The organism is Sphingomonas humi, assembly GCF_039536725.1.
Taxonomy (GTDB): Bacteria; Pseudomonadota; Alphaproteobacteria; order Sphingomonadales; family Sphingomonadaceae; genus Sphingomicrobium; species Sphingomicrobium humi.
On sequence record NZ_BAAAZD010000002.1, the window covers coordinates 274,463 to 300,478 of the forward strand.

Below are 26,016 nucleotides of genomic sequence, written 5' to 3' on the forward strand. Positions count from 1 at the left end.
TTCACTTCAAGTCAGGGGAGAAGCTGGTGGGCGTTCTTGTGAAGTTCGGACGCGGTGTGGCGCTGGTCGCCGCCGCCCTTGTTTCCAGTGTCGCCGGGGCGCAGGCGGACATTCCGATGCAGCCGTTCCCCGTCGATCATGCGGCGCGAACGGACAGCGCGGCCGACGCGCGGTTCCTGCTCGACGGTCCCGCGGGCAAGCACGGCTTTTTGCAGGCGCGAGACGGGCACCTCTATTTTCCGAACAACCAGCGCTTCCGTTGCTGGGGCGTCAACCTAACGGGCTGGGCCATCGGGTCGGAAGAGATTCCCTCGCACAAGGATGCGGAAACGTATGCCGCCGCACTGGCTCGGCTCGGCGTCAATTGTGTGCGTCTGCACTTTATCGATCGCCCGGACACGGTCGCGCCGATCCGTGATGGCGGCAATGGCAGCACGCCCGGTGCGGGCCCCTTCACCCATCCCCCGCGCGGGCTGATCCGCGGGGACCTGCCGGACAGTCAGCACTTCAATGCGGAGCAGCTCGATCGTTTCGATTATTGGCTCGCCCAGTTGAAGCAGCAAGGCATCTACCTCGACTTCAATCTCAACGTCGGGCGCGTCTTCAAGCCCGGTGACGGCGTGCCGGACGTTGAACTATTGTCGCCGTTCAAGGCCTTCACATATTTCGGGCCGGAGCTGGTCAAGCTGCAGAAGGACTTCGCTCGCCAGCTGCTCGGCCATACCAATCCGTATACCAAGCTGCGCTATGCCGACGACCCGGCGGTGGCGATCGTCGAAGTACTCAACGAGAATTCTCTGCTCGAATTCTGGATGCGCAACTGGTTCCGCGGCGAACGCGTGCCGGGCGGCGCCAACGTGCAGCTGGATATGACTCCGCATTACCAGGCGCTTCTGACAGGCATGTACAATCAGTGGCTGGCCAAGAACCGCACGCCCGCCCAGCTGGCCGAACTGAGGCGCATGGCCGGCGTCGGCCCAGGCCAACCCGTTCCCTTCATGCGCCGCGGCGACCATCCGGCCGCGCCGCGCCTTCGCTTCGATTCAGAACTGGCCTTCGTGACGCAGGTGGAAATCGACTTCCACGCGGACTTCCGTCGCTTCCTCAAGGATGAGGTCGGCGTGAAGGTGCCAATCGTGCCCACTGCCGATCACACTTACTTCATCGCCAACCAACCACTGATGCGCACGGCCCTCAAGTCCGACATCGTGGACTCGCATGTCTATTGGCAGCACCCGGCAATCTACGGCCGCCGCAACGAACCGATGGTCAACGCGCCCGATCTGTCGATCATCCAGAAGCTTGCCCGCAGCGCGACCGCCGGAAAGCCGTTCATGGTAAGCGAGGTAAACCATCCCTTCCCGAGCGAATATGGATCGGAAATGATTCCGATCCTGGCGTCCTACGCCGCGCTTCAAGACTGGGATGGGATCTTCTTCTACACCTTCGAGACCAAGGTCGGCGGCGAGTGGAAGCCCATGATCGGCGACCACTTCGACATCACGCTCGATCCCGCGAAGATCGCGCAGATGCCGGCCGGGTCGATGCTATTCCTGCGCGGTGACGTCGCGGCTGCAAGACAGGTGCTGACGCGATCCTATTCGACCGAACAGATCAGCGATGCGGCGCGGATGCCGCGGGCCGAGATGCCCTATTACACGCCGGGATTCGATAAGATGATCCCGCTCACCCACGGATCGCGTGTCAGCTGCCTCGACTGCAAGCCGACGCTTCCCGCTCCGCTGAAGCCCGCCAATCCCATCGTGTCCGACACCGGGCAGCTGAAGTGGCTGACCGATCGCGGCACAAACGGCCTGGTGACCATCGACACCCCGCGCAGCCAGGGACTGGTTGGCTTTATCAGCGCCAATCCGCATGTGCAGACGCGCCACTTGTCGGCCGAGATCCGCAACCGCTTCGCCACGATCACCTTGTCCTCACTCGACGGCAAGCCGATCAACCTGTCGAACAGCCTGCTTCTGACCACCACTGGCAAGGTCGAGAATAGTGGCGCGCAGTGGGACGAGCGGCGCTCCATGCTCACCAACTGGGGCACGGCGCCGACGGTGATTGAGCCGATTACGGGCTATCTGACGCTCAAGGACCTCGAGGGAGCCATTGCCGTTTCGGCCCAACCCCTCGATGGTGCGGCACGGCCGATCGGCAAGCCCATTTCGGGCAAGATGATAGAGCCCGGCTGGGAGTTGGCGATCGGCAAGCCCGCGACCACCAGCTACCTCGTCCGCGTTAGCCGCTGATCACCGACAGCCCTGCGCGCGAACGACGGGCAGGGCGGTCCGCGCCATCGTGGCATAACCTGCGTCATTGGGATGGAGGTGGTCGCCGATCTGCTGGCTCAACCGCATCACCGTGGGCTGGCCCGGCTCGCGCATGGCGAGGTCGAAGTCGATCAGCCCCGCGAAGCGCGTCTTGTTCGCGCGCAGCCATTGGTTGACCGTCGACCGTCTCTTCTCCCCCTCAGCGTCGGCGTAAGCGGCGCCCTCGTAGGGCAGCAATGTGCCGAAGATCACCTTCACCCCGCGTGCGGAAGCGCGGGCGAGCAGCTGCTCATAGGCGGCGATCAGCTCGCCGGCTGCGGGCTGACGTTCCTTGGCCGGGTCGCGCACGCGGCCGATGTCATTGATCCCCTCGAGAATAGCGACGTGGGTGACGTTGGGCACCGCAAGCACGTCGCGATCGAAGCGCGACAGGGCATTGGGCCCGCGCCCCTCGCTGAGCAGGCGATTGCTGCTAATCCCCGCATTGACGACCGTCCAGCAGCGCCCGGCCGCATCCGCCGCTAGCAAGCGGCCAAGCTGATCGGGGTAGCTCTGGGCCCGCGTCGATCCGGCTCCTTCGGTGATCGAATCTCCAAGGGCGACGAGCACGCGCGTGGCGGAAGGCCGAACCACTTCCAGCGCGCTGACGATGCCCGTGGCGCGGGCCCGTCGGGGGTTGGGAAGCCTGGTTGCGCCGGTCACGTCTTCCGCGGCGACATCGACCATCTGGGCGTGACCCGGAAGCGCCGTTTCCTCTGGATAGAATACCGAAACTGCAAGCCGCTCGCCTGCTTTCACCGGAAAGCGGATCGGGTCGGACAACATCGGTGCACCGGCGGGGAGAAGCACGCTACGAGCGTTCGCAAAGGTCAACGGGCGAAGGCTCCCCTCGACCGGCTCTCCGTTCGCGTCCAACCGAACGATCGTGGCCGCGCCAATTTTGGTGCGAGTGGCCGACAGCTCGTTGGACAGGCGGACCCGGATCGTCGTTCCAGCGACAGTGGAATAAAGCGATTGCCGAACACTGTCGTTATTGAACGGCCTGCCGAACGCTTCCTTGATCTGCGGCTCATAGCCAATCGGTGGCGCATACCAGCCCGGCACCCAGCGTGGCGACACGGGAGCCGCCCCGATGAGGCAGCTTGCGACCAGGGGTAGCAGGCAGGCGCGAGACTTCATGGGCGAGCTCCGGGAGCGAGGTTGAACAGCGCCACGCCATGCGCGGGGATTGCGCCACCCCGCCAATCACCGCTGGCGGGCACGGCACCGGCGGGCGGCGTGAATGGGTGCGACATGCCGCCGTGATTGATGACAATCAGCAGCCGCTTGCCGCCACCGGATCGCTCGGCGATCTCCAGGTCGGCATCGCCATCCGGGATCAGGGCGCTCACCTGCGCGTCGCTCAGCAAACGATCGGCAAGGCTAGCCATGGTCGCAGCATCCAGCCACGCGCCGACATAGGTGACGCTGCCCCGGCCGACCTTGCGGGTCACAATCGCCGGCTTGCCGTCGAGCCAGCCACCAGGGTCGCGGTAAGTCGACAGGACGCGCACATTACCCGCGACCGGGGCGAGCGCTTCGGCCCAGATCGTGGCCCCGCCGCCGATGCTGCCGGCCAGCGCGACCTTCTTGTCGAGCGCATAATATTGCTCGACCCGTGCGCCCAGCAGTTCGGTGAGGGGCCCGGGCTGCCGCTGCGGCCAGAGCGCGTTGGAATCGTCCTTCATTCCCGAGCGAGGGCCGAGCACCAAGTGGCCGCCGCCGCGGACGTAGCGGGCGAGCCCGGCCGCCTGCGCCTGCGTCAGCACATTGAGGTTCGGCGCAACCGCCAGCGGGAAGGCCGACAGGTCCGCTTCGACAGGGAGGATGGCTACGCCTTGTGCCTTGGTACGAAGCGGCCGGTAGAAGTCGGTGAAAGCCCTGACCGGGTCAAAATCCCGATGGTGCCGCTGCAGGTCGATTGCCCAGCGGCTGTCGTAGGAAAAGAGCATGGCGACCCGCGCTACTGGCGAAGTGTCCGAGAGGAGCGCGGCTGCACCGCTTAGCTCCGTCGCGGTGCGGGCGATTTCGGGCTGGATCGGATTGGGCTTGCCGTCCTGGCCGAGCACCGCACCGTGATAGGTTTCCTGCCCGTTGGCGGCTGGCCGCCATTGCCAGTAGAGGACCGCGTCGGCGCCGTGGGCCACGGCCTGCCAGGCTATCTCGCGGACCTGCCCGGGGTCGAGGGCGCGGTTGACCGGCACCCAGTCGACCCGCCCCGGCTGGGTCTCCATCAGCCAGAAGTTACGCTGCTTGTAGCCTCGCACGAGGTCGTGATTGGCACCATTGGCGACCCAGTCCGGCCGCCCGTCTGGAATGTAATTGTCCCACGCGGCGAGATCGAGATCGTGGTGCAACCGGTAATGATCGAAGCCGGCGTTCCAGAACATGGTATTCGTGGTGACGAAAGCCCGCGGGTCGATCAGAGGCCGGACCGCTCGGGCCTGATTCTGAATGAAATCGGTCCAGGTCGCCGTGGTGAAATGCTTGAATTCTAGTTGCAGCGCCGGGTTCTGCTGTCCTGTCGGCCTCAGTGGGATCTGGTCAAAATTATTGTAGCGTTGGCTCCAATATTCGGTCGCCCAGCGGCAGTTGAGCTCGCCGATCGTTCCGTAGCGCTTCTCAAGGAAGCGGTGCCAGGCCGCGACCGCCTCGCCATCGAAGGAGGGCGGGCCGATCTCATTGTCGATCTGCCATCCGACGACCGCTGGATGGTGTCCGTAGCGCCGTGCCATTTCTGCTGCGATACGACGCGAGAAGCTGCGGTAGCGCTGGCTGGAAAAAGAGAAGTGGCGACGGGCACCATGCACTGCCGGGGTGCCGTCTTCGTCGACCCGCAGCACGTCGGGATATTGCTGCGTCATCCAGGCCGGCGGCGCCGCGGTCGGCGTGCCCAGCACGACCATCATGCCGTGCCGCTGAGCGGCGGCAATCGCGCGGTCGAGCCAGGCGAGGTCGAACCGGCCTTCCTCGGGCTCCATCCGGCTCCATGCGAATTCGCCGATCCGGACCGTATTGAAACCGGTCGCGCGCATCATCATCAGGTCGGCATCCCAGCGACTCTCGGGCCATTGTTCGGGATACCATGCGACTCCTACGGCAATGGCCGGCCGGTTGGCGAAGGCTGTCGCACGCTGCGGAAAAGGAGCAACCCCCCGGGCAACCGAAACTGGGACAACCGCGAGCGAAAGCGCGATCAATGCGCCAGTGAGACGTGCCGGCATCCTCGTCCTTCATCCCTTATGCCGCGTTGCTCGCAGCTTTCTGCCAGCAATTGGTAGCCCAAGCCAAATGATATGTTTATATGATATTTCAGCAAGGCGATGAGGGCTATCGCGGTATAGGGGAAGAGAATGGTTCGGGTCGGGATGTGGACCTTGGCAATCGCAAACTGCACCTTGGCGAGCAGTGTTTTGGCGCAGGGACTGCCTGCCTCTGATGTCGATCCGCTCACCTTCCGCAATCCCCCCGCCGCCAGTCGTCCCAACACGCTCTACTTCTGGATGAACGGCAACGTCACGCTGGCCGGCATTGATGCCGACCTCACGGCCATCCGCGACGTGGGTCTTGGCGGCGTGATGATGTTTGACGGGTCCAGCGACGTACCCAAGGGGCTAGTCGATTACCTCAGCCCACAATGGCTGGACCTCATGACGCACATGATGAGAAAGGCGGACGCGCTCGGCCTGAAGGTCGGCCTCCACAATGCACCGGGCTGGTCGTCCTCCGGCGGCCCGTGGATCACCCCTGAGCGATCAATGCAGCAGCTGGTGTGGAACGAGACAAGCGTCACCGGGGGCAAGCCGCTGCTGGTCCACTTGGTCCAGCCTTTCACCAAGCTCGGCCATTATCGCGACGCCGCAATACTCGCCTACCCGGCTAGCCTGGGGGACGACAGCGCGTATCGTGATGCCATCGCTTCGATGCGGGCCGCGGCGGGGGTCAAACCCGGCGATCTCACCGACCGCGACCTCCACACGTCGGTCGAGATCGGTCCCGAAACGCCTCTCGTCATCAGCATGGCGGCACCGTTCACCGCCAGGTCGGTCACCCTCTATGGCGACATCGACGAGAGGGCTTTTACCGCGATGGTGGAAGCGTCAGACGACCGCGTTCAATGGCGCAAGGTAGGAAAGGTGACCCTATCGCTGCAGAAGGAACGGGGGATCGAGGCGCCCGGCAGCATCAACTTCCCCGAGGTCACGGCACGCTATTTCCGGATCACCACGCCGGGTAAGGTCAAGCTCGCGGAAGCCCTGTTCTCCGCCGCTCCAAGGATCGAGGATTGGGGCTACAAGGGCGAGCATCTGTTCAACGCCCGCCCGGCGGTGGAACAGCGGCCCACTGACTTGCAGGCGCGCTTCGCAATCGATCCTGCCAAGGTGATCGACATCACGGCGTGGCTCGGCAAGGATGGGATCCTCCGCTGGTCGCCGCCTTCCGGGCGCTGGACGATCCTGCGGGTCGGCCACACCACGACGGCCCACCTCAACGTCGCGGCCTCCGATTCCGGTCGCGGGCTCGAGGTCGACAAGTTCGACCCTGCTGCCGTCGATTTTCAGTTCGAGAACAGCGTTGGTCGCCTCGTCAAAGCAGCGGGGCCGCTTGCCGGCAAGACCTTCGACATGGTCGAGATCGACAGTTACGAGGCCGGGCTGCAGAACTGGACCGCGACGCTTCCGGCCAACTTCGCGAAGCGCAACGGCTACAGCCTCATCCCCTACCTCCCGGCGCTGACCGGCCGGATCGTCGGAGATGTCGATCTTTCGGAGCGCTTCCTCTTCGACTTCCGCCGCACGCTCGCTGAACTGATGGCTGATAATTACTATGGCCGGATGCAGGCGCATGCCGAGGCCGCAGGCCTTCGCATGCATATCGAAGGTTATGGGCCCGGCCCGCTCGATGAATTACAGGTGTCGGGAAGGGCCGAGGTTCCGATGACGGAATTCTGGACCCGGACGCCCTGGACCGACAACCGCACGGTCAAGCTCGTTTCCTCCGCGGCCCACGTCTACGGCAAGCCAGTGGTCGCCGCCGAGTCCTTCACTGGCGAGGCGCAGACCAGCCGCTGGCAGGATTACCCTTATGCGATGAAGCTGCTGGGCGATCAGATGTTCGCGCAAGGCGTCAACCAAATATTCTTTCATCGCTACGCGCATCAGCCCAACCCGCAGGCGCTGCCCGGCATGACGATGGGTCCGTGGGGCATCAACCTGGAGCGGTCCAACACGTGGTTTGGGGGAGCCAAGCCCTGGATGGAGTATCTGGCGCGCAGCCAGTACATGCTTCGCCAGGGACACAATGTCGCCGATGTCCTTTATTTCGTAGGCGAGGAAAGCCCGAACGAAGCCGAATATGTGCGGCCGGACATCTCACCGGATTCAAACCCGCGCATCGGTCAGTATTTCGACCCGCCAATGCCACCCGGCTACAATTACGACATGGTCAATGCCGAGGTGCTGCTGAGCCGGGCGACGGTTCGCGACGGCGCAATCGTGCTGCCCAATGGCGCGCGCTATCGTCTCCTCGTCTTGCCTTCGGCCCTGTCGTCGATGACACCGCAATTGGCGGCGCGCATCCGGCTGCTGGCGGAACAGGGCGCGACGATTCTCGGGCCCAAGCCGACACGCTCGCTGACCCTTGTCGGCAAGGCGAACGGCGATGCCGACTTCCATGCCGCCGTCGATGCGGTCTGGAGGGACGGCACGGCCGCCCGCCCGGTGGGCAAGGGGAAAATCTATCCCGGCGGAAGCATCCGCGACGTGCTGGCAGCGATGGATCTTGCGCCGGACGCCAGCTGCGAAACTTCAAGCGTGGATGGACAGGTGACCTGGCTGCACCGCCGGCTGCCGACACGCGACCTCTACTTTGTCGCCAACCGCCAGCGTCGGCCCGAAAGCGTGACCTGCACCTTCCGGGTACCCGCCGCGACGCCAGAATTGTGGGATGCGGAAACTGGCGCGATCAGCCGTCCCGCGTTGTTCGAGGGCGACGATCGCACGACCCGCGTCCGTTTCGACCTTTCGCCTGGCGGATCGACCTTCGTGATGCTTTCTTCCGCAAAGGGAGCGGCGGGCATCAAGTGGATAGCGCGTGACGGCCAGACCATCGCTTCGACGCAAGCCGCGCCGCCGCCGCGAACGTCGGCTCCGGCAGATAGCTTCACGCTCTCCTTGTGGGCCAAACCCGACATCGACCTGCGCGTGATGCCCCAAGAAAGTGTCAACGGCCGCATCAACGAGACGGGCAAGAACTACCTGATCAACGCTCGCTCCGGCCAAGACACTCACGAGCCGGGGAGCGCGGTGGCAGGGCTTGCGCTTGGCCGCAACGGCGCCTTTGTGATCGAGCGCGCGTCCCGCGACCAGGTTCCTGCGGTGCTGGTTAGCCGAACGCCGGTTGCGGGCTGGACGCACGTCGGGCTCGTCTATGATCGGGGCGTGCCGAGCCTCTACCTCAATGGCAAGCTGATCCGGCAGGGCCTCAAGGGCGGAAAGCGGGTCTATGCGGGCGGGAGCGACGCGCCCGCGGCGACAGGCGTCACCTATTTCTTCGAAGGGAATGCGTCGCCCCTCGTAACCCGGCCGCGAGCGTTGAGTGCGGCGGAAATCGCAAGCGAAGCCGCACAGGGTCCGCCCGCGCCGCAGATCGGCCCGGCGGCGACGCTTGTTCGCACTGCCGATGGCGGCATCGAGGCGAGGGCCTGGAGCAGCGGCCGCTACACGCTCGATGGAGCCCGAAGCTTCTCGGCCGCAGTGCCTGAACCCATAACCGTTTCCGGCCCTTGGTCGGTTGCGTTCCAACCGGGCCGCGCCGCGCCTGCCGCGATCACCTTACCGAAGCTGAGGTCGCTCAGCCAAAGCGCCGACGCAAACGTCCGCCACTTCTCCGGAACGGCGACCTACAAGCGCAGCATCGACGTGCCCGTTTGGGCGCTGAAGCGCGGGCGGCGGCTGTTCATTGACCTCGGGCGGGTGGAGGTGCTCGCGAATGTCACGGTCAATGGACACGATCTCGGGACTGTCTGGAAAGAACCCTATCGCCTCGACATCACGGATGCGGTCCGGCCGGGACGCAATGACATATCGATTGCCGTCACCAACCTGTGGGCAAACCGGATGATCGGCGACGCCGCGCTGCCCGAGGAAGACGAGTATGTGGACGCCGACTGGCCGGTTGGCGACAAGGTGGGTTCGGATGGCAAGAGTCAGCCGGTCATGGCGCGCAAGATCAGCAAGCTGCCTGATTGGTATCGAGCCGGTCTGCCCAAGCCACCGGGCGGGCGGGTCACTTTTTCGACCTGGACCTTCTATGGCAAGGACGAGCCACTTCTTGATTCGGGACTGCTGGGGCCCGTCCGGCTGATCTTCGCTGACGACATCCTCATCCGCTAAGGGCTGCTTGCATGGAAGAAGCGGCCACCGCTATTGTGATCGGGCGGAGACAAACGCTTCCGACTGTTCCGCCCAGTCCACTCGGAGCAAGCCAATAGCCATCGTATCTCGCCCGAACTTCAGCCGCTTTGCCGAAACGACCCTGTCGAACGCGGATCAGGTCGCTCGTACGATCGGCGAGCAAATCCTCGCCGGCATCTATCCCGCGGGCGAGAAGCTGCCATCCGAAGCCGAGATGCTGGCCCGCTTCGGAGTGTCGCGGACCGTACTTCGCGAGGCGTTCAAAACGCTGACGGCCAAGGGCCTGATCGTCTCGCGCACGCGGGTCGGGACGACGGTGCTGGACAGCGCGCACTGGAACTTCTTCGACGCCGACATCCTGGCGTGGAAGGTTGCGCAGGGTTTCGATGCCGCTTTCGTGCGCGATCTTGCTGCAATCCGCATGGCCATAGAGCCGGCAGCGGCGGAGGCCGCGGCCAAGCACGCCACGGAGACGGACATCGCACTGATGCGCTCCTGTCTAGGCAGGATGGCGCAGGCGACCGGTAGCGCGAGCGACTTTGCCGGAGCCGACCTCGATTTCCACAAGGCGATCGGACACGCCTCGGGCAACGTCTTGATGCGCTCGCTGGCGGCCGTGATCGAAACCGCGCTGCTGGCGTCCTTCCGCCTCAGTTCACCCGTGCAGGAGGCGCAGGTCCACGACGAAAGTGTCCGCGGTCACGCGCGCATTGTCGACGCGATCGAGGCGGGGGACCGGGCGGCGGCGGGGCAGGCCATGCGCGATATCATCACTCATGGCTTTGACCGCCTGGAAAGAGCCACCGCGAAACGGGCCCGCAAGCCGCGCTGAGGTTTTCAGCGCCAACTTTGCTTGCAACAAATAATCATACAATTATAAGGAATCGGGTGGCTCGCAGCTGGGACGGGCCGCAACTTGCGAGGCGAAGATGGTGAGCTTGCATAAGGCCGGAGTATCGCGGCGAGAGTTCATCCATTGCGCGGCCTGCGCATCGGCGGCGGGGACGTTCGCGATGCCGGCCAGTGCCTTTGCTGGCCCCAATGCGGCGATGCGCGGCGCGGAAGTGGTGCACGAATTTCCTTATGGCGCGGTGCAGCTGACGGGCGGCGTGATGAAGCGCCATTACGACCACGTCCACGCCCATTATCTGGCGCTCGACAACGACCGGGTACTCAAGGTCTTTCGGCAGAATGCCGGCTTGCCCGCGCCCGGACCGGACATGGGTGGCTGGTACGATCGCAACGGCTTCGTTCCGGGCCTTGCGTTCGGGCAATATGTCTCGGGCCTGGCCCGCATCGGTGCGACCACCGGTGACAAGCAGTGCCATGCCAAGGTCGCGGCGCTGGTCGACGGTTTTGGCAAGGCGTTCGTCGCCGCCAAAAATCCCTACGCAGGGCCCAAGGCGCAGGAGCAGTGGGCTGCCTACGTCATGGACAAATATGTCGTGGCGATGGTCGACGCCTATCGCCTGAGCGGGGTCGAACAGGCCAAGACGCTACTGCCGATCATCGTCGACAAGTGCCTGCCCTATATTTCGCCGGTGTCCCGCGACCGCATCGGCAAGGTCGATCCGCCCTACGACGAAACCTACGTCCTGCCTGAGAACCTGTTCCATGTCGCCGACATCACGGGCGACGACCGGTTCCGCAAGCTGGCGGTCAAGTATCTGCTCGACAAGGAATGGTTCGACCCGCTCGCCGCGGGTGACGACGTGTTGCCGACCAAGCATGCCTATAGCCACACCATTGCCTTGAGCTCGGGCGCGCAGGCTTATCTGAACCTGGGCGATGCAAAGTATCGCCGGGCACTGGAGAACGCCTGGAAGTATATGGAGCCGCAGCGTTTCGCGAGCGGCGGGTGGGGTCCCGAAGAGCAGTTCGTGCCGCTTCACCAGGGCAAGCTCGCGGCCAGCCTCAAGTCCTCCAAGGCGCATTTCGAAACGCCGTGCGGAAGCTTCGCCGACATGAAACTGGCCCGCTACCTCACGCGCTTCACTGGATCGCCGGTCTATGGCGACGGGCTCGAGCGGACGCTGTACAACACGATGCTCGCCACCCGCCTGCCGAACAGCGACGGGGATTACCCCTATTATTCCGACTACGGGTCGGCGGGCGAGAAGCGCTATTACCACCAGAAGTGGCCGTGCTGCTCAGGCACGCTCGTCCAGGGTGTCGCCGATTACGTGCAGGGCCTGTATTTCCACGACGACAGCAGCCTGCTGGTCAACATGTACGCCTCGTCACAAGTGCGTTGGGATCGCCCGGGCGGCGCGGTCGAATTGGTGCAGGAAACGACCTATCCGGTTTCCGATACGGTGCGGCTGCGGGTGCGCCAGGCGGGTAATGGCAAGTTTGCCATCAAGCTGCGCATCCCGGCCTGGACCAAGGGCGCAACGCTAAGGGTCAACGGCGCTTCGCAGGCGGCTGTCCCGGGCCAGTTCGCAGTCGTTCAGCGTTCGTGGAAGGCTGGTGACCTTGTCGAACTTACCATTCCGCAGCCGCTGCGGACGCTTCCGATCGACGATCAGAACCCCAACCTTGCGGCGGTGATGCGCGGCGCTGTCATGTATGTCGGCATCAACCCCTGGGAGGGCATCGATCAGCAAGCGATCGCGCTGCCCGGTGCGCTTGAGCGGATGCCGGGCCAGGAGCAGTCCTATCGGGCGCGGGTCGGCGACCGGAACCTCGTGTTCATCCCCTACTACAACGTCGATACCGAGCGCTCGGCGACCTACTTCAAGACCGCCTGATCTATGGAACCGCGGGTCTACGCGACCTACTGGATCGAGACGGCCTTCCCGCTCCAGCAGGCGGCCGAGACGATGGCTGGCGAGCAGTCGACGGGCACTTTCGTCCGGGTCCCGGGCGAAACCGATGAGCTTCGTGAGGCGCACGCAGCACGGGTCGAGGAACTGGTCGAGCTAGGCGAGGTGGCGGCGCCGTCCTTGCCCGGGTCGGTCCTGCCTCGCTCCGGCGAATCCGTGCGGCGGACGGCCCGCGTGGTCTTGTCCTGGCCCATCTCGAACATGGGGCTGTCTCTTCCCAACCTGCTTGCGACGATCAACGGCAATCTGTCGGAGTTGAAGGCCTTCTCCGGCCTGCGGCTCATCGACTTGAAGCTACCGGCGGAGTTCCTCACCCGTTACCAGGGGCCCCATTTCGGCGTTGAGGGAACACGCAAGCTGGCGGGCGTGTATGACCGGCCGATCATCGGCACGATCATCAAGCCAAGCGTCGGCCTTTCGCCGGAAGCCACGGCCGAACAGGTGCGCGTCCTGGTTGAGGCGGGGATCGACTTCATCAAGGATGACGAACTGCAGGCGGATGGCCCGCATTGCCCGTTCAGTGCGCGGATCAGCGCGGTGATGCGGGTGATCAACGAGCACGCCGATCGCACTGGCAGGAAGGTGATGTACGCCGCCAACCTCACTGGCGAGATCGACGAAATGCTCGCCCGCCACGATCATGTTCTGGCGGAGGGTGGCACCTGCATCATGGCGAGCATGAACTCGATCGGGCTACCGGCGATGAAGGTGCTTCGGGCGCATTCCGAACTGCCGATCCATGGACATCGCAATGGCTGGGGCTTGCTCGGCCGATCACCGGCAATTGGCATGAGCTACATTGCATTCCAGAAGCTTTGGCGGCTTGCCGGCATCGACCACACGCACGTCAACGGCATCGACAACAAGTTCTGCGAAACAAACGAAAGCGTGATCGCGTCGGCTCGCGAATGCCTTTCGCCGATGTTCGACCCGCCGCATCCCGGTTGCGAGATCATGCCTGTCTTCTCGTCCGGTCAGTCCGCCAAGCAGGCCGCCCCGACTTTCCGGGCGCTTGGATCCATTGACTGCATGTTCGCCGCCGGTGGAGGCATCATGGCGCACCCCGGCGGACCGGCAGCCGGCGTCCGTGCTCTGCGCCAGGCTTGGGAAGCGGCAGTTGCCGGCGTGCCGGCCGAGGAGGCCGCTAGAGACGCGCCGGAGCTGCGGGAAGCGCTGGACGCGTTTGGCGGGTGAAACCGCTCTACGCTTACTACGGCGACGACTTCACGGGCTCGACCGACGTCCTCGAGCAGTTGGCTGAGGGCGGCGTCCAGGCCGTCTTGTTTCTTCGGACGCCCGACGAGGCACTGCGCGCCCGCTTTCCAAACACCCGCGCCTTCGGCCTGGCGAGCGACGCCAGGAGCCGGCCGCCCGAATGGATGGATGCGGAACTTCCAGCCGCCCTTGAAGCCTTGGGGGACGCAGCGCTGGTCCACTACAAGACCTGCTCGACTTTCGATTCGAGCCCGACGGTGGGCTCGATCGGAAGGGCTCTGCAGATCGGGGTGGAGACGATCGGTGGCCGGGCGGCGATCCTGGTTGGAGCGCCGCACCTTCGCCGCTATGTCGCCTTCGGCAATCTCTTCGCGGCCGCTGGGGAAGGGGTTTACCGGATCGACCGCCATCCGACCATGTCGCGCCATCCCGTCACGCCGATGCACGAGGCCGATCTCATCAGGCACCTTGCCGCGCAGACGGACATGGCGGTTGCGCTGGTCTCGCTGGAGGAGCTGCGGGACGGCAGTTCGGCGACTGCGTTTGACAACGCTTCGGCACCGGCTGTTCTGTTCGACGGCACGACGGAAGCGGATCTAGCCGCGGCGGGCAAGGTGCTACTGTCGCGCGGCGTCCGCTTCGCCGTTGGCAGCTCCGGCGTCACCCGTGCGCTGGTGCTCGCGTGGACGGCTGCTGGGATCATCGAGGGCGTACCCAGCCAGGCGCGCGCGAACGAAGCCACCAGATTGCTGGTGGTTAGTGGCAGCTGCTCGCCAGTCACCGCGCGGCAAATCGCGCGGGGCCGGCAGGATGGTTATGTCTCCCTGCAAGTCGATGTTCCCGAACTACTTGCCGGTTCGTTCGCTGAGGAAGAGCGCCTTGCCGCTGCTGCCGTGACCGCGATGGCGCAAGGAGGCCGGGCCGTGATTCACTCTGCGCAGGGGCCACTCGACATGTCAGCAGTGGCGGCCGGCGAGAAGCTGGGTGCCGCGCTTGGCCGTGTCGCGGGTGAGGTGGTTCGACGGGCGGGGCTATCCCGCCTGCTGTTCGCCGGTGGCGACACATCAAGCCATGGTGTCGCGCAGCTTGGCATCGACGCCCTGACCTGGGCTGCCCCGATTGAGCGCGGCGCTCCGATGGTGCGCGCCTACGCCAGCGATCCAGCGATCGACGGTCTCGAGCTGGTGCTCAAGGGAGGGCAGATGGGCAGCGAGGACTTCCTTGAACGGGTCCGGCTGGGCGGCTGATACGCGGCCTCAGCGCTGGAGCACCGCGACACCTCGAGGCTTGAGCGACAGTTCCGTAACCCTGCCGCCGGCCAGAATATCGGTCATTGCCACGGGGAGCTGCACATTGCGCGGCTCGCTGCCATGGTTGATCAGGATCACGACCCGCCGTCCCTGGCCGTCGCGCGTCATGAGTTCCACCCCTTGCGGAAGCGCGATGTCTCGTCCGACCGCTGCCTCCTGCAGCGACGTGTCGATCAGGCGCTTGAGCAAACCCTCGTCGATGAGCGCGCCGACATAGGTGATCCGGCCCTTGCCGACCTTGCGAGTAAGGGCCGCCGGTTTTCCCTCTAGCCAGCCGTTGCCGGGACCGTAGGTCATCAGGACCCGCGTGTCGGGCGCCGTTGCCGACAACTGCTCCGCCCATATCGCCGCCTTGCCAGAGTCCACGGCAACCGATTCGTCGAGCGCATAGAATTGGTCAACCTGGCCACCGAGCAAGTCGGCCAAGGGCCCCGGCTGGCGCCGTTCTTCGAGGCGATTGAAGGCGTCCTTCATCCCTGACCGGGGACCGAGGATAAGCGTCCCGCCCTCCTTCACGAAGGCGGCTAGCTGCGAGGCTGTCTCGGGAGTGATGATATTGAGGTTGGGCGCGACAACCAGCTTGTACAGGTCGAGCTGGCCGCTTGCCTCGACGATGTCGACCGCCCCGAGCGCATCCTTCAACGGCCGGTAATAGTCCAGCAGCACCTTGATCTGGTCATAATCGCGGTGATGCAGCTGGAAGTCGATTGCCCAGCGGCTCGGATAATCCTGAAGGATTGCGACCGGAGAGACGGGCTGAGTTCCCGCGAGCGCTCGCGAGGCTTTGGCGAAATCGCGGCCGATCTGCTGGATCTCGGGATAGATGGGTAGCGGCCTTCCGTCGGGGCCGACGATGGATCCGTGCATCGTTTCCTGGCCGTTCAGGGCATTGCGCCACTGCCAGTAAAGGATCGCATCGGCGCCATGCCCAACGGCCTGCCATGCCATGGTGCGAGTCTCGCCGGGGTACAGCATGTTGCTGACCGGGGCCCAGTTAACGAAGCCCGGCTGCGTTTCCATCACCCAGAAGTTCTGCCGCTTCCAGCCGCGCACCAGGTCATGCGTCGCGCCGTTGCGATAAGGCTCGAGATGGCCCTGTCCGACGTAATTGTCCCAGGAGGCGAGATCGAGGTCGCGGTTGATGGCATAACGGTCGAAGCGATTTGCCCAGCCGAGCCCGCCAAGGTTGACGGTGATGAAGGGCTTGGCGCCGACCACCGCGCGGATGGCGTCACGCTGGTTGCGGTGGAAGTCCGCCCATTGCGCCGTGATGAAGCGCTTGAGCTCCAGCATCCAGCCGGGGTTTGCCTTGCTGTTGTTGAACGGCACCTGGTCCCACGCCGAATAGGTCTGCGACCAGTAGGCGGTTGTCCAGGCGGCGTTCAGCGCGTCGAGCGTGCCGTAGCGGCTTTTCAGCCAGGCAATCCAGGCGACTTTCGCCTCGGGGTCGTAGCTCTCGTCCGTCGGCTCGTTGCCGATCTGCCAGCCAATAACGTTCGGCTCGTCCTTGAGAGCTTCCGCCATGCGGGTCACGACGTTGCGGGCGAGGATGCGGTATCGCTGCGAGGAGATGGAGAAGTGCCGCCTGCCGCCATGGCCGAGCCGCTTTCCCGTTCCGTCGACTTGCAGCGTGTCGGGATATTTCTCAGTCAGCCAAGCAGGTGGGGTGTCGGTGGGCGTGCCAACCACGACCTTGAGGTCGTATTTGGCGGCAAGGCGGACGGCACGCACCAGCCAGGCCATGTCATAATGGCCTTCGCTCGGCTCCATCCGGCTCCAGCCGTATTCCCCGATGCGCACGACGTTGGCGCCTGACGCTTTCATGAGGCGCAGGTCCTCGGCCCAGGCGCTTTCGGGCCATTGTTCGGGATACCAGGCCGAGCCCATCCAGAGGCGCTCGTGGGCGACGGAAATGGGTTGACGGCTTGGCTGCCCGAGCGCGGATTCCGGCGCAGCGACGCCGCCCAACAGTGCCGCTGCGGCGAGGAGAACGAAGCTTTTCACTGGCCATTCCTTGTCGCGGCGTCGTCCAGCAACAGCGCCCAGTCGTTACCTGGCTTGGGCGTGCCGGGCGGGGTGAACAGGCGGGTACCGCTGTTGGGGAAGGTGCCGATCGGTTTCTGGTTTCCTGTTCGTGGATCGAACCAGGCGGCGCGAACGCGGGCCCCGCTGATCACGCCCATTCGCACGTGAAAGGGCCGGCCGGTGTAGGTGTAGGCGATGGCGTAGTTCTTTCCACGAGTTGCGGCGACGCGTTCGTAGCGTGGCCCACTGTCCATGATCAGTGATTGGTCCGGTATGCGCTCGAGGATGGGGCGCGAGAGGATCAGGTCCTTGAGGAAATGCATCTGCATTGCACCGGGTGCATCGAGCGCTTCCTGCCAGGCGAGCTTGGGCCAATAGGCTGCCGTCTGGCCGGGCGAGTAAAACTGCATAATGCTGTTCTCGCCGTAGGTGTGACCGAACGCGCCCGCGAGGACCGACCACCATTGATAGCGCCGCACGTCGGCAGCCAGCCAGCGTGGCTCTGGCTTGAGGTCGAGGCCGTGGGGAATGTTCTCATAACTGGGCTCGCCGTCGATCGTCGGCTTGGGCGGCCGGCGCGACAGGTCATCGGTCGTGTAGACCCAATTGTCCTCCCCGCGCGCGTTCAGCGTATGGTCCTGGGCATAGTCCTGGTGCCCCGACTGATACATGTTGAAATCGAGCCAGGGCGCCGTGTGGAACGCCCATGAGGAGCTTGCCCGGCCCGCGGGGTGGTAGGTCATGAGGTGGGCGCGATCGATCGACTTGATCGTCGCGCCGAGCGAGCCCCACACCTGCGGCGACAGGTCGCCATAGCGGTCGCCCCCGTTCAGCCAGACGATGTTCTCCTTGCCCTTGTAGCGCTCGGCGATGAACCGCCCGAATAGGGGTGCCGTCTCGAGGTTGAGCAGCCGGGCATCGAGGAGATTGCCCCATACGGGCACCAGCGCGACGTAGATGCCGTGGGCGGCGGCGCGGTCGATCACCCAGTCGAGGTGATCCCAATAGTCGTATTCGCCCGGCTTGGCCGGATCGCTGCCCGGCGTGACGCGTGGCTGCTTGAGATCGCCGTTGACGAGAGCGGCGCCGGCTTCGGGATTGGTCATCTCCGGCTTGTGCAGAACCATCACTTGGATGACGTTGAAGCCCTGGCTTTCCCGTTTTGCCAGATACTGCTCGACCTCAGCCCGGTTGAGCTTGCCGAGCAACAGCCAGGCCGTATCTCCAAGCCAGAAGAAGGGTTTTCCACCGGCCTGCAGATAGCGGCCGTTCGCGGAGACACTGAGCGGCGGGGTCCGGCTCGCGGCCGGCGCTGCCGATGCGACGGCAAGCGCCGAAACAGCTGCGACCGCTCGAAGCAGGCGCCTCATGCGACGACCTTGTGATCGAAGCCCTTGGTGCAATCCACCAACGCGAACAGCAGGGCGGCGAGGAGGACCATAGCGGCGACGCCCTGCAGCGGCAGCGCATAGTTGTTGGTTGACGCGACGACATAGCCGAAGGCGACCGAGCAGATGAAACCGCCGAGGTTGCCCGCGGTGTTCATGACGCCGGTCGCCGTGCCCCCGAAGCGGCCGCCGATTGTCATGCACATCGCCCAGGCCGACGGCAGCATCAGGTCCATGACCATGAACGCGCTTCCGGCCAGAACGACGACGGCAACTTTGCTGACCGCGACACTCAGGGCGACGAGGAGCACGGCCGTCGCCGTGAGGCACGTCGCGGTGATGAGCCGATAAGCGCGACGCATCCCGAGCCGCGTGACCAGACGGTCGCTCAGTACGCCGCCGGCAAGGTTGCCGAGCACGCCGAGAAGGAAAGGTATGGACGCATAGACGCCCATTTCCGCCTGGGTGAAGCCGGCGCCCTTGACCATCCAGGTCGGGAACCAACCGAAGAAGAACCAGCTTCCGAACGCGTAGAAGAAATAGGCCAGCGCAATGAGCCAAAGTTGGGGAAGCGCGAGCAGTCGTCGCCACGGCGTACCGGCGTGACCGCCGGCATCGTCGGCACCGATCTCCGCCACCTCGTCGGGCGAGATTCCGGGCTGGTCGGCAGGACGATCCCGGAACCAGCGGTGCCAGACGATGGCCCAGGCGAAACCCACCGCGCCAAGGACGATGAAGACGCCGTGCCATCCGAAGTGCTGATTGATCGGAACCAGCAGAAGCGGTGCGAGTGCGCCCCCGAAGCGACTGGCGCCCCAGATGATCCCCTGGCCACGCGCCCGTTCGCGCGCCGGCAGCCAGCGATAGAGGACGCCCGACATGTTGGGATAAGCGCCGGCGGCGCCGAGACCGAACAGGAAGCGCGCGCCTGCCAATTGCCAGAAATTGCGGCACGCAGCGGTAATTGCAGTGAAGAACGACCACCACACAGTAATCCGCGCAAGTTCGCGTCGATAGCCATGCGTGTCGCCCATCAACCCCGAGGGGACCTCGAACACGGCATAGGCGATGACATAGGCGCCCAACACCCAGCCCCACTGCTCGGTGTTGATGTTGAGGTCCTTCTGGATTGACGGACCGGTGACCGCGATCGCCATGCGATCAAGGAAGGTGATGACCGACAGTGCGGCGAGCAGGCCGAGGACGGCGTGGCGCTTCTTCATCGTGCAAGTCCGCGCAGCACGTCGCGTGCGTGCACCATGCCGAGCTCGGGGCTGGAATAGACCGGTGCTGCAACCGCGCCGTCGGGGAGGGTAGCGAGCACGCGCGCCATGGACGCTTGGGCAAGGACGATCACATCCACATCCTTCATCGCCTGGGTCAGCGCTTCGCCGACGATCCGGTCGTGAGTGGCGCCGTCACCCGCCATCACCGCGTCGAACGCGCCGGCGCAGACATTCTCGACGATCTCGATCTCCTTACCCTGCTCGCGAGCGATCCGGGCGATCAATTCGGCGGTTGGCTTCAGCGTGGTTGGAAGCGTGGCGAGGACGCCGATGCGCCTGCCGGTCGCGACCGCCTTCTCGGCCATCGGACGATCGACACGCAGCACCGGCTGGTCATGGAGTTCGGCCGCCATCTCCACCGCGCGGCCGATCGACGAGCAGGTGATCATGGCCGCGTCGCAGCCAGCGTCGAAGGACGAACCGACAAGCCTGATCACTTGCCGCATGGTCGCCTTTTGCAGGTGACCGGCGGCGATCGTGTTCTTGATCGTGCTTTCGTCGACGAAGTGGAGAAGCCGGACGTCGGGCATCACCCGCGCAGCGATCTCGTTGAAGACCGGTGCAAGCATCGGTGAGTTGTGGATCAGCCCGAGTGTCGGCACGGCAAACTTCCTCTCGTCTATCGTCTGAATTCGTGATCGCCGGCGGGCAGTTCGAAGCGCACCGGCCCATCCTCGCCGACCTGCACGGCGCCGTCGCGCGCTCGCCATTCGCCTGACGGCAGTTCCACTTCGGCGACGGTGTTGGCCGGGATGCTCAGCGCGAACCGCTTGAGGCCCTCCGCGTCGCCGTCGGTCTCGGTCGCGATCGTCCCAACGAGCGAATCGTAGCTGGCCGAGACACGGCCGATGGCGGGAAGCCACAGGGGTCGGGCCGCGATGCGCCGGAAGCCGGGAGCAGCGGGTGCGATGCCGGCAAGCCGGCGATAGAAAAATCCAACGATCGCGCCGAACGCATAATGATTGTAGCTGTTCATCGACAGGTCGCCGGTGTCGCCGTTCCACCGCTCCCACATGGTCGTGGCGCCACGGCTCGGCATATAGCCCCAGCTCGGAAATTCGGTTTGGAGCAGCAGGCCCGAAAGTTCGTCCATCCGGCCTGCGTCAGCCAGGACGTCGAGGATGTAGGGGGTGCCGAGGAAGCCGGTCGACAGGCGCATGTCGCGGCGGCGGATGTCGTCGGCCAGTACCCGTGCGGCGCCGTCGCGGCGGTCATGCGGCACAAGGTCCATGAAGAGCGAGAGCACCTGGCTAGTCTGGCTGCCATTGCCGCATGTGCCGTCCGATGCCACGAATTCTTCGGCGTAGGCTTCGCCGATGCGGTCTCGCAACGCGCCGTAGCGTTGGGCTTCTGCACGGCGGCCGGTGGCGCCAGCCATTTCGGCCATCAAGCTTGCGCACCACGCCCAGTAGGCAGTGGCGCAGAGGATCCTGGGAGTGGTCTCGTCATCTGGCTTGACCGCGTCGACCGATAGCCAGTCGCCAAGGTCGAGGCCGCGGTCGAGGCGCCAGACATGATCCGGGTTGCGCGGGCGACGAACGTCATCCAGGCTTCCATCGCCGCCCAATTTTCCTCGATGACGGCGGTGTCGCCGTAGCGTTGCCATAGCTGCCAGGGGAGGATGATGCCCGCCTCGCTCCATCCGGCAGTCACCACGTCGGGGAAGGACAGCGGCTGGGGAACGACGATCGGATAGGCGCCGTCCGGCCGTTGCGCCGCCCGGACTTCCAGCAGGAAGCGGCGGATGAACGGATCGACCTCCATGTTGAAGGCGGCCGCGTCGAGGAACACCTGAATGTCACCCAGCCAACCCATCCGCTCATCGCGCTGCGGACAGTCGGTTGGCACGGCAAAAAAGTTCGATCGCTGGCTCCACAAGGCGTTCTGCCAGATGGTCTGCAGCAGCGGGGCGTCCTTGAAGTCGATCGAGCCAGTCTCACGGCAGGCGCTGTGGACTACAATGCCCTCAACATCGTCGAGGCCTGGCGATCCCGGGGAACCGGTCACCTCGACGTAGCGGAAGCCGTGATACGTGAAGTGCGGTTCGAACACCTCCGCCCCATTGCCGGCCAGCGTGAATGTGTCGGTTGCGGCGGCTAGGCGCAGGTTGGATTGATCGACGGTTCCGTCGGGGTAGAGAAGTTCGGCGAAGCGAAGCCTGATGGTCGTGCCCGCAGCGCCCGTGGCCCTGACGCGCACCCAGCCTGAGAAGTTCTGCCCGAAGTCGAGAACGAAGGCGCCGGGCGCCGGCTCGGTGATGGCAATGGCGCGCAGCGTGGCGGTGCGCTTCAGCGCCGGCGACGTCTGCCCGACCAGGCAAGCACCTGGGGCGGCCCCGACCTTCGCGTCGGACCAGTTCGACGCATCGAAGCCCGGACTGTCCCAGCCTGGCTGCTCCAGCCGGGCATCGTAGCTCTCGCCGTCATAGATCTCGGACTTGGTCACCGCGGCGGGGGCAAGGCGCCAGCCCGGACCGGTCGTTACCCATTCACCCGAACCGTCCGCGTAATCAATTAGCAGCTGCGCCCGGAAGCGGCGGGGAGCGGGTCCGAAGCCGTAGCGTTCGTCCCGCCAGCCAAACGGGCTTGCGTAGAAGCCGTCGCCGACCATCGCTGCAAGCGCATTGGCGCCGCTCGCAATCAACCCCGTCACGTCGTAGCTTTGGTAGAGGACATGGTCCGCCGCGACGCTGATCTCGGGCGCGAGAATGGCATCGGACACAAGGTGCCCGTTGATCCGCGCCTCGTAGGCACCAAGCGCCGTCGCATAGAGCCGGGCACGGGTGACAGGCTTGGCCACCTCGAACTCCGTCCGCAGAAGCATCGCGGGTTCGCTGGGGCGCGGGTCGTTGTGCACGTTCGCCCCGCTCGGCACCGCGCGCGGCCATTCGGCGGCATCGAAGGCAATTTCCGTCCAGTCCGGCGCTGGATCGCGCCCGATGCGCCAACTGGGTCCGCTGACGAGGCGATCGATGCTGCCGTCCGCCCGGTGGAGCCGGATCAGGGCGGCAAATGCGCCGCCGTCGACCGGGAAGAAGCCGCTCGTGTCCGCTTCGACTAGCGCGCAAATGCTATTACGACCCGGCCTGATCTCGCCGGCATAGGGCTCAAGCGTCCCCCAGAAGGGAAGGTAGGTGTCCCAGCCGAATTGCTGGTCGAGTGGCGCCTTGATGGCGTTGATCCATACTCCGCGAAGATGGTCCTTGCCCGCGACCAGTACTTCGGCGCGCACCAGATCGTCTGGAGCATCGAAGTCGAGGCGGAAGGCATGTGGCCGATCGTCGAGGGCCACATCACTCCAGATCCATTGGAGGTTGGCGGCGCGATCCGCCGCGGCAAACGCATCCTCTGCTTCGAGCCACTCGCCATGCCAGTCGCTGGGCGTGAGCAATCCGGCCTCGAACCAGCTTGGGGCGGAAAGGGCGGTTGCACCCGCATCTGAGGCCACTTCCACGGTCCACCAGACGCGCTGCATCGAATGGAGGGCCGGCCCACCGTAGGTTACATCGAAGCTCGCATTGCTCGAGACGGGGCCGCTGTCCCACAGCAAATCGCCCTCGAACGCGGCGTCGTCGGTCGCGCGGATGCGATAGGCGCTTTGGTGGAAACCCGGTTCGTCGCTTTCAATCCGCCATGACAGCCGAGGGTTGCGGACCTCCGTGCCGAGCAGTTCGGTCGTATATTCGGCCCGCAGGTCGTGAACGCGCAGCATCAGAGCGTCAGGCCCAGGCGGTAGATGCGGTTGGCGTTGCCGCCGAACAGTGCGGCGCGTTCCTCCGCGCTGAAGTCGGCGGTGATCACGTCATAGGCGCCGAGGTGCGTTTCGAAACTGCCGAACAACTTGTCGGTCGGGAAATTGCTGGCGAACATCGCCCGGTCGGTTCCGAACAGGTCGATCGTTTCCAGCACGTAGGGGCGGACCTGCTCAAGCTCCCACGGACGATAGCTGAAACCCATGCCGGAAATCTTGACCGCGACGTTCGGCAGATCGGCAAGCGCCTTCAGGCCCCGCCGCCACTGCTCCATACCTTCCGGATCGTGCGGGATGGCCATGCCGGCGTGATCGACGATGACCTGCGTGTCGTGGTGGGACGCGACGAGCGAGGCGAGGTGTGGCAGCTGCCCCGGGTAGGCCTGAAGGTCGAAGGACATTCCGAACTCCCGCAGCAGCCCGAAGCCATTCATCCACTTGTTCGAAATCGTGATGTCGGAAGCGGAATAAGTGCGTTTGGGGTCCGGATGCCAGTTGACGATATGGCGGATGCCGCGAACGTTGGCGTGTGCCGCATGCTCTTCGAGCAGTCGGCGCAGGTTCGGGCTGTCCAGCGCGGCGAAGGCGACGATGCCGTTCGGCATGCCGCGCGCATCGGCCATCTTTTGCAGCCATTCCGTCTCGCGCAACGCATCGTCGGCGTGCGCGCCCGCGTCGATGTGGACGATGCCGCGGACATCCCACTCGCCGGCATCTGCGAGATAGTCGTCGAGCAGATAATCGCGTGCGATCGCCTCGACGCTGCCGTTCGGGCCGTCATCGGTGAAGGGCGGCGCAAGCCACGGGTAGCGGACGTGCTCCAGATCCCACAGGTGAACGTGCGGATCGACGAAGGGCGGCCGCGCCGGCACCTAGAAGGTGGTCCGCCCGCCCGAGGTATCGAAGGTCGATGCCGTGGTGAAGCTGCACTCCTCGCTCGCCATGAAGCACACCATCGCGGCGGATTCCGACACCTCGCCCAGCCGTCCCATCGGGATCTTCGAGCGCATGTAATCAACCTGGCTTTTCGGGAGCTGCTCCAGGATCGGGCTCTCGAATGTCGCCGGCGTCAGGGCATTCACGATCACGTTTTTCTCGGCCAGTTCCTTGCCGAGGCTCTTGGTGAGCCCAATCACACCTGCCTTCGAAGCGGAATAAGCGCTTGCGTTGGGGTTGCCTTCCTTGCCGGCGACCGACGCGATGTTGACGATCCGGCCATAGCCGTTCGCCAGCAGATGCGGCACGACCGCCCGATTGCAGTAGAATAGCCCATTCAGATTGATGTCGATCACGCGTTGCCAGCTGTCGATCGGGAATTCGTGCACCGGCACCGTCGCGCCGGTTATGCCAGCCGAACAGACCAGGATGTCGACCTTGCCGAGCGCTTCAGCGCTGGCCTTGGCCGCGGCTTCGACCGCTGCGGGATCGGAGACGTCGAGTGACTGGACGTCTCTCGCGCCTACCTCGGCCTTGGCCGAAGCAAGCGTTTCGGGGTTGAGGTCCCACAAGGCGACCATCCCGCCTTCAGCGACGATCCGTTTCGCGACCGTCTTGCCGAGCCCCGAAGCCCCTCCGGTGATGATCGCGGTCCGGCCGGTGAAACGGCCCTGATAGACGCTCACTTGCCTGCCTCCCACGCGACGAATTGCTGGCGTTGTTGTCCAAGCTTCTCGATGCCGAGCTCGACCACGTCGCCCGGCTTGAGATACCAGGGCGCCGGCTTCTGGCCGAGGCCAACGCCCGGCGGTGTTCCGGTGGTGATGACGTCACCTGGAAGCAGGGTCATGATTTGCGAGAGGTAGGCGACGATCTGCTGCACGTTGAAGATCATCGTCTTCGTATTGCCGTCCTGGACCTTCTTGCCGTTGACCGACAGCCACATGCCGAGGCTTTGCACGTCACCGACCTCGTCCCTGGTGACGAGCCAGGGGCCGATCGGGCCGAAGGTCGGAAATCCCTTGCCCTTGTCCCAGGTCATCCCGCGCTCGGTCTGCCAATGGCGTTCCGACACGTCGTTTACCACGCAATAGCCCGCGACATGATCTAGCGCGTCGGCTTCCGAAACATTGTTGGCCGCCTCCCCGATGACAACCCCGAGTTCGACTTCCCAGTCGGTTTTCTTGGAGTCCTTCGGGATCACCACAGGATCATTGGGACCGTGGATGCAGCTTACCCATTTCTGAAAGACGACCGGCTCGTCCGGGATGGGAAGATTCGATTCATGCGCATGATCGACGAAGTTCAGCCCGATGGCGACAAACTGGCGCGTGCCAGTGACACACGGGCCATAGCGTACGTCATTTTCGACCAGCGGGAGTGAAGCGGGGTCGATCGCGGCGAGCTGCGCCAGGCCAGCCTTGCCGAGCTGGGCAGGACCGATGTCTCCGACCTGGGACGAGAGATCGCGGATCCGTCCCTCGGCATCGATCAGGCCGGGCTTCTCGGCGCCCGGCGGGCCATAGCGGCAGAGCTTCATTGGATTCC

Annotated in this window: 16 protein-coding genes and 1 pseudogene; 6 read left to right on the plus strand and 11 right to left on the minus strand. The window is 64.7% G+C overall.

The window, feature by feature from the left end; all coding sequences use genetic code 11:
* Positions 1 to 26: 26 nt before the first annotated feature.
* Complete coding sequence (locus ABD729_RS09255) at positions 27 to 2,258, plus strand: hypothetical protein (RefSeq protein WP_344709958.1); 2,232 nt, start codon at positions 27 to 29, stop codon at positions 2,256 to 2,258.
* Here the strand turns inward: ABD729_RS09255 and ABD729_RS09260 are convergent, their stop codons facing one another.
* Both ABD729_RS09260 and ABD729_RS09265 read right to left on the minus strand, forming a co-directional pair.
* The gene (locus tag ABD729_RS09260) at positions 2,259 to 3,458 is read right to left on the minus strand and encodes an SGNH/GDSL hydrolase family protein (RefSeq protein WP_344709959.1); all 1,200 of its coding nucleotides are present in this window, start codon (positions 3,456 to 3,458) and stop codon (positions 2,259 to 2,261) included. It lies immediately after the preceding gene.
* Entirely contained in the window at positions 3,455 to 5,422 is a 1,968-nt protein-coding gene (locus ABD729_RS09265) for a beta-galactosidase (RefSeq protein WP_344711387.1), read from the minus strand. Before ABD729_RS09265 ends, ABD729_RS09260 begins: the two co-directional genes overlap by 4 nt.
* Before the next feature lie 309 nt (positions 5,423 to 5,731).
* On the opposite strand from ABD729_RS09265, the gene ABD729_RS09270 reads away from it, so the two are divergent.
* From ABD729_RS09270 to ABD729_RS09290, 5 genes are all read left to right on the plus strand, one after another.
* Entirely contained in the window at positions 5,732 to 9,712 is a 3,981-nt protein-coding gene (locus tag ABD729_RS09270) for a glycosyl hydrolase (RefSeq protein WP_344709960.1), read from the plus strand.
* 7 nt (positions 9,713 to 9,719) lie between these two features.
* Positions 9,720 to 10,565: a FadR/GntR family transcriptional regulator gene (locus tag ABD729_RS09275; RefSeq protein ID WP_344709961.1), complete on the plus strand. Its 846-nt coding sequence runs from the start codon at positions 9,720 to 9,722 to the stop codon at positions 10,563 to 10,565.
* A gap of 97 nt (positions 10,566 to 10,662) precedes the next feature.
* Positions 10,663 to 12,483: a beta-L-arabinofuranosidase domain-containing protein gene (locus tag ABD729_RS09280; RefSeq protein WP_344709962.1), complete on the plus strand. Its 1,821-nt coding sequence runs from the start codon at positions 10,663 to 10,665 to the stop codon at positions 12,481 to 12,483.
* Positions 12,484 to 12,486: 3 nt separating this feature from the next.
* Positions 12,487 to 13,752: a ribulose-bisphosphate carboxylase large subunit family protein gene (locus ABD729_RS09285; protein ID WP_344709963.1), complete on the plus strand. Its 1,266-nt coding sequence runs from the start codon at positions 12,487 to 12,489 to the stop codon at positions 13,750 to 13,752.
* Positions 13,749 to 15,020: a four-carbon acid sugar kinase family protein gene (locus tag ABD729_RS09290; protein WP_344709964.1), complete on the plus strand. Its 1,272-nt coding sequence runs from the start codon at positions 13,749 to 13,751 to the stop codon at positions 15,018 to 15,020. Before ABD729_RS09285 ends, ABD729_RS09290 begins: the two co-directional genes overlap by 4 nt.
* A gap of 9 nt (positions 15,021 to 15,029) precedes the next feature.
* Here the strand turns inward: ABD729_RS09290 and ABD729_RS09295 are convergent, their stop codons facing one another.
* From ABD729_RS09295 to ABD729_RS09340, 9 genes and pseudogenes are all read right to left on the minus strand, one after another.
* A complete protein-coding gene (locus ABD729_RS09295; RefSeq protein ID WP_344709965.1) occupies positions 15,030 to 17,087 on the minus strand; it encodes a beta-galactosidase in 2,058 nt (685 codons plus the stop codon).
* Positions 17,084 to 18,478 carry a glycoside hydrolase family 140 protein gene (locus ABD729_RS09300; RefSeq protein WP_344709966.1) on the minus strand — a complete coding sequence of 465 codons (1,395 nt, stop codon included), beginning with the start codon at positions 18,476 to 18,478 and terminating at the stop codon, positions 17,084 to 17,086. Before ABD729_RS09300 ends, ABD729_RS09295 begins: the two co-directional genes overlap by 4 nt.
* A complete protein-coding gene (locus ABD729_RS09305; RefSeq protein WP_344709967.1) occupies positions 18,475 to 19,719 on the minus strand; it encodes an MFS transporter in 1,245 nt (414 codons plus the stop codon). Before ABD729_RS09305 ends, ABD729_RS09300 begins: the two co-directional genes overlap by 4 nt.
* Positions 19,716 to 20,351: an aspartate/glutamate racemase family protein gene (locus tag ABD729_RS09310; RefSeq protein ID WP_344709968.1), complete on the minus strand. Its 636-nt coding sequence runs from the start codon at positions 20,349 to 20,351 to the stop codon at positions 19,716 to 19,718. The genes ABD729_RS09305 and ABD729_RS09310 overlap by 4 nt, the downstream gene beginning before the upstream one ends.
* A 50-nt stretch (positions 20,352 to 20,401) precedes the next feature.
* A complete protein-coding gene (locus ABD729_RS09315; protein ID WP_344711390.1) occupies positions 20,402 to 20,758 on the minus strand; it encodes an alpha-L-rhamnosidase C-terminal domain-containing protein in 357 nt (118 codons plus the stop codon).
* A gap of 3 nt (positions 20,759 to 20,761) precedes the next feature.
* Positions 20,762 to 23,493, minus strand: a pseudogene (locus ABD729_RS09325) (family 78 glycoside hydrolase catalytic domain); the annotation flags it as partial.
* Positions 23,493 to 24,404, minus strand: coding sequence for an amidohydrolase family protein (locus ABD729_RS09330; protein ID WP_344709970.1), 912 nt, complete (start codon positions 24,402 to 24,404; stop codon positions 23,493 to 23,495). The pseudogene ABD729_RS09325 and the gene ABD729_RS09330, both read right to left, overlap by 1 nt.
* A complete protein-coding gene (locus ABD729_RS09335; protein WP_344709971.1) occupies positions 24,405 to 25,154 on the minus strand; it encodes an SDR family NAD(P)-dependent oxidoreductase in 750 nt (249 codons plus the stop codon).
* The gene (locus ABD729_RS09340) at positions 25,151 to 26,008 is read right to left on the minus strand and encodes a fumarylacetoacetate hydrolase family protein (RefSeq protein WP_344709972.1); all 858 of its coding nucleotides are present in this window, start codon (positions 26,006 to 26,008) and stop codon (positions 25,151 to 25,153) included. Before ABD729_RS09340 ends, ABD729_RS09335 begins: the two co-directional genes overlap by 4 nt.
* Positions 26,009 to 26,016: the final 8 nt, after the last annotated feature.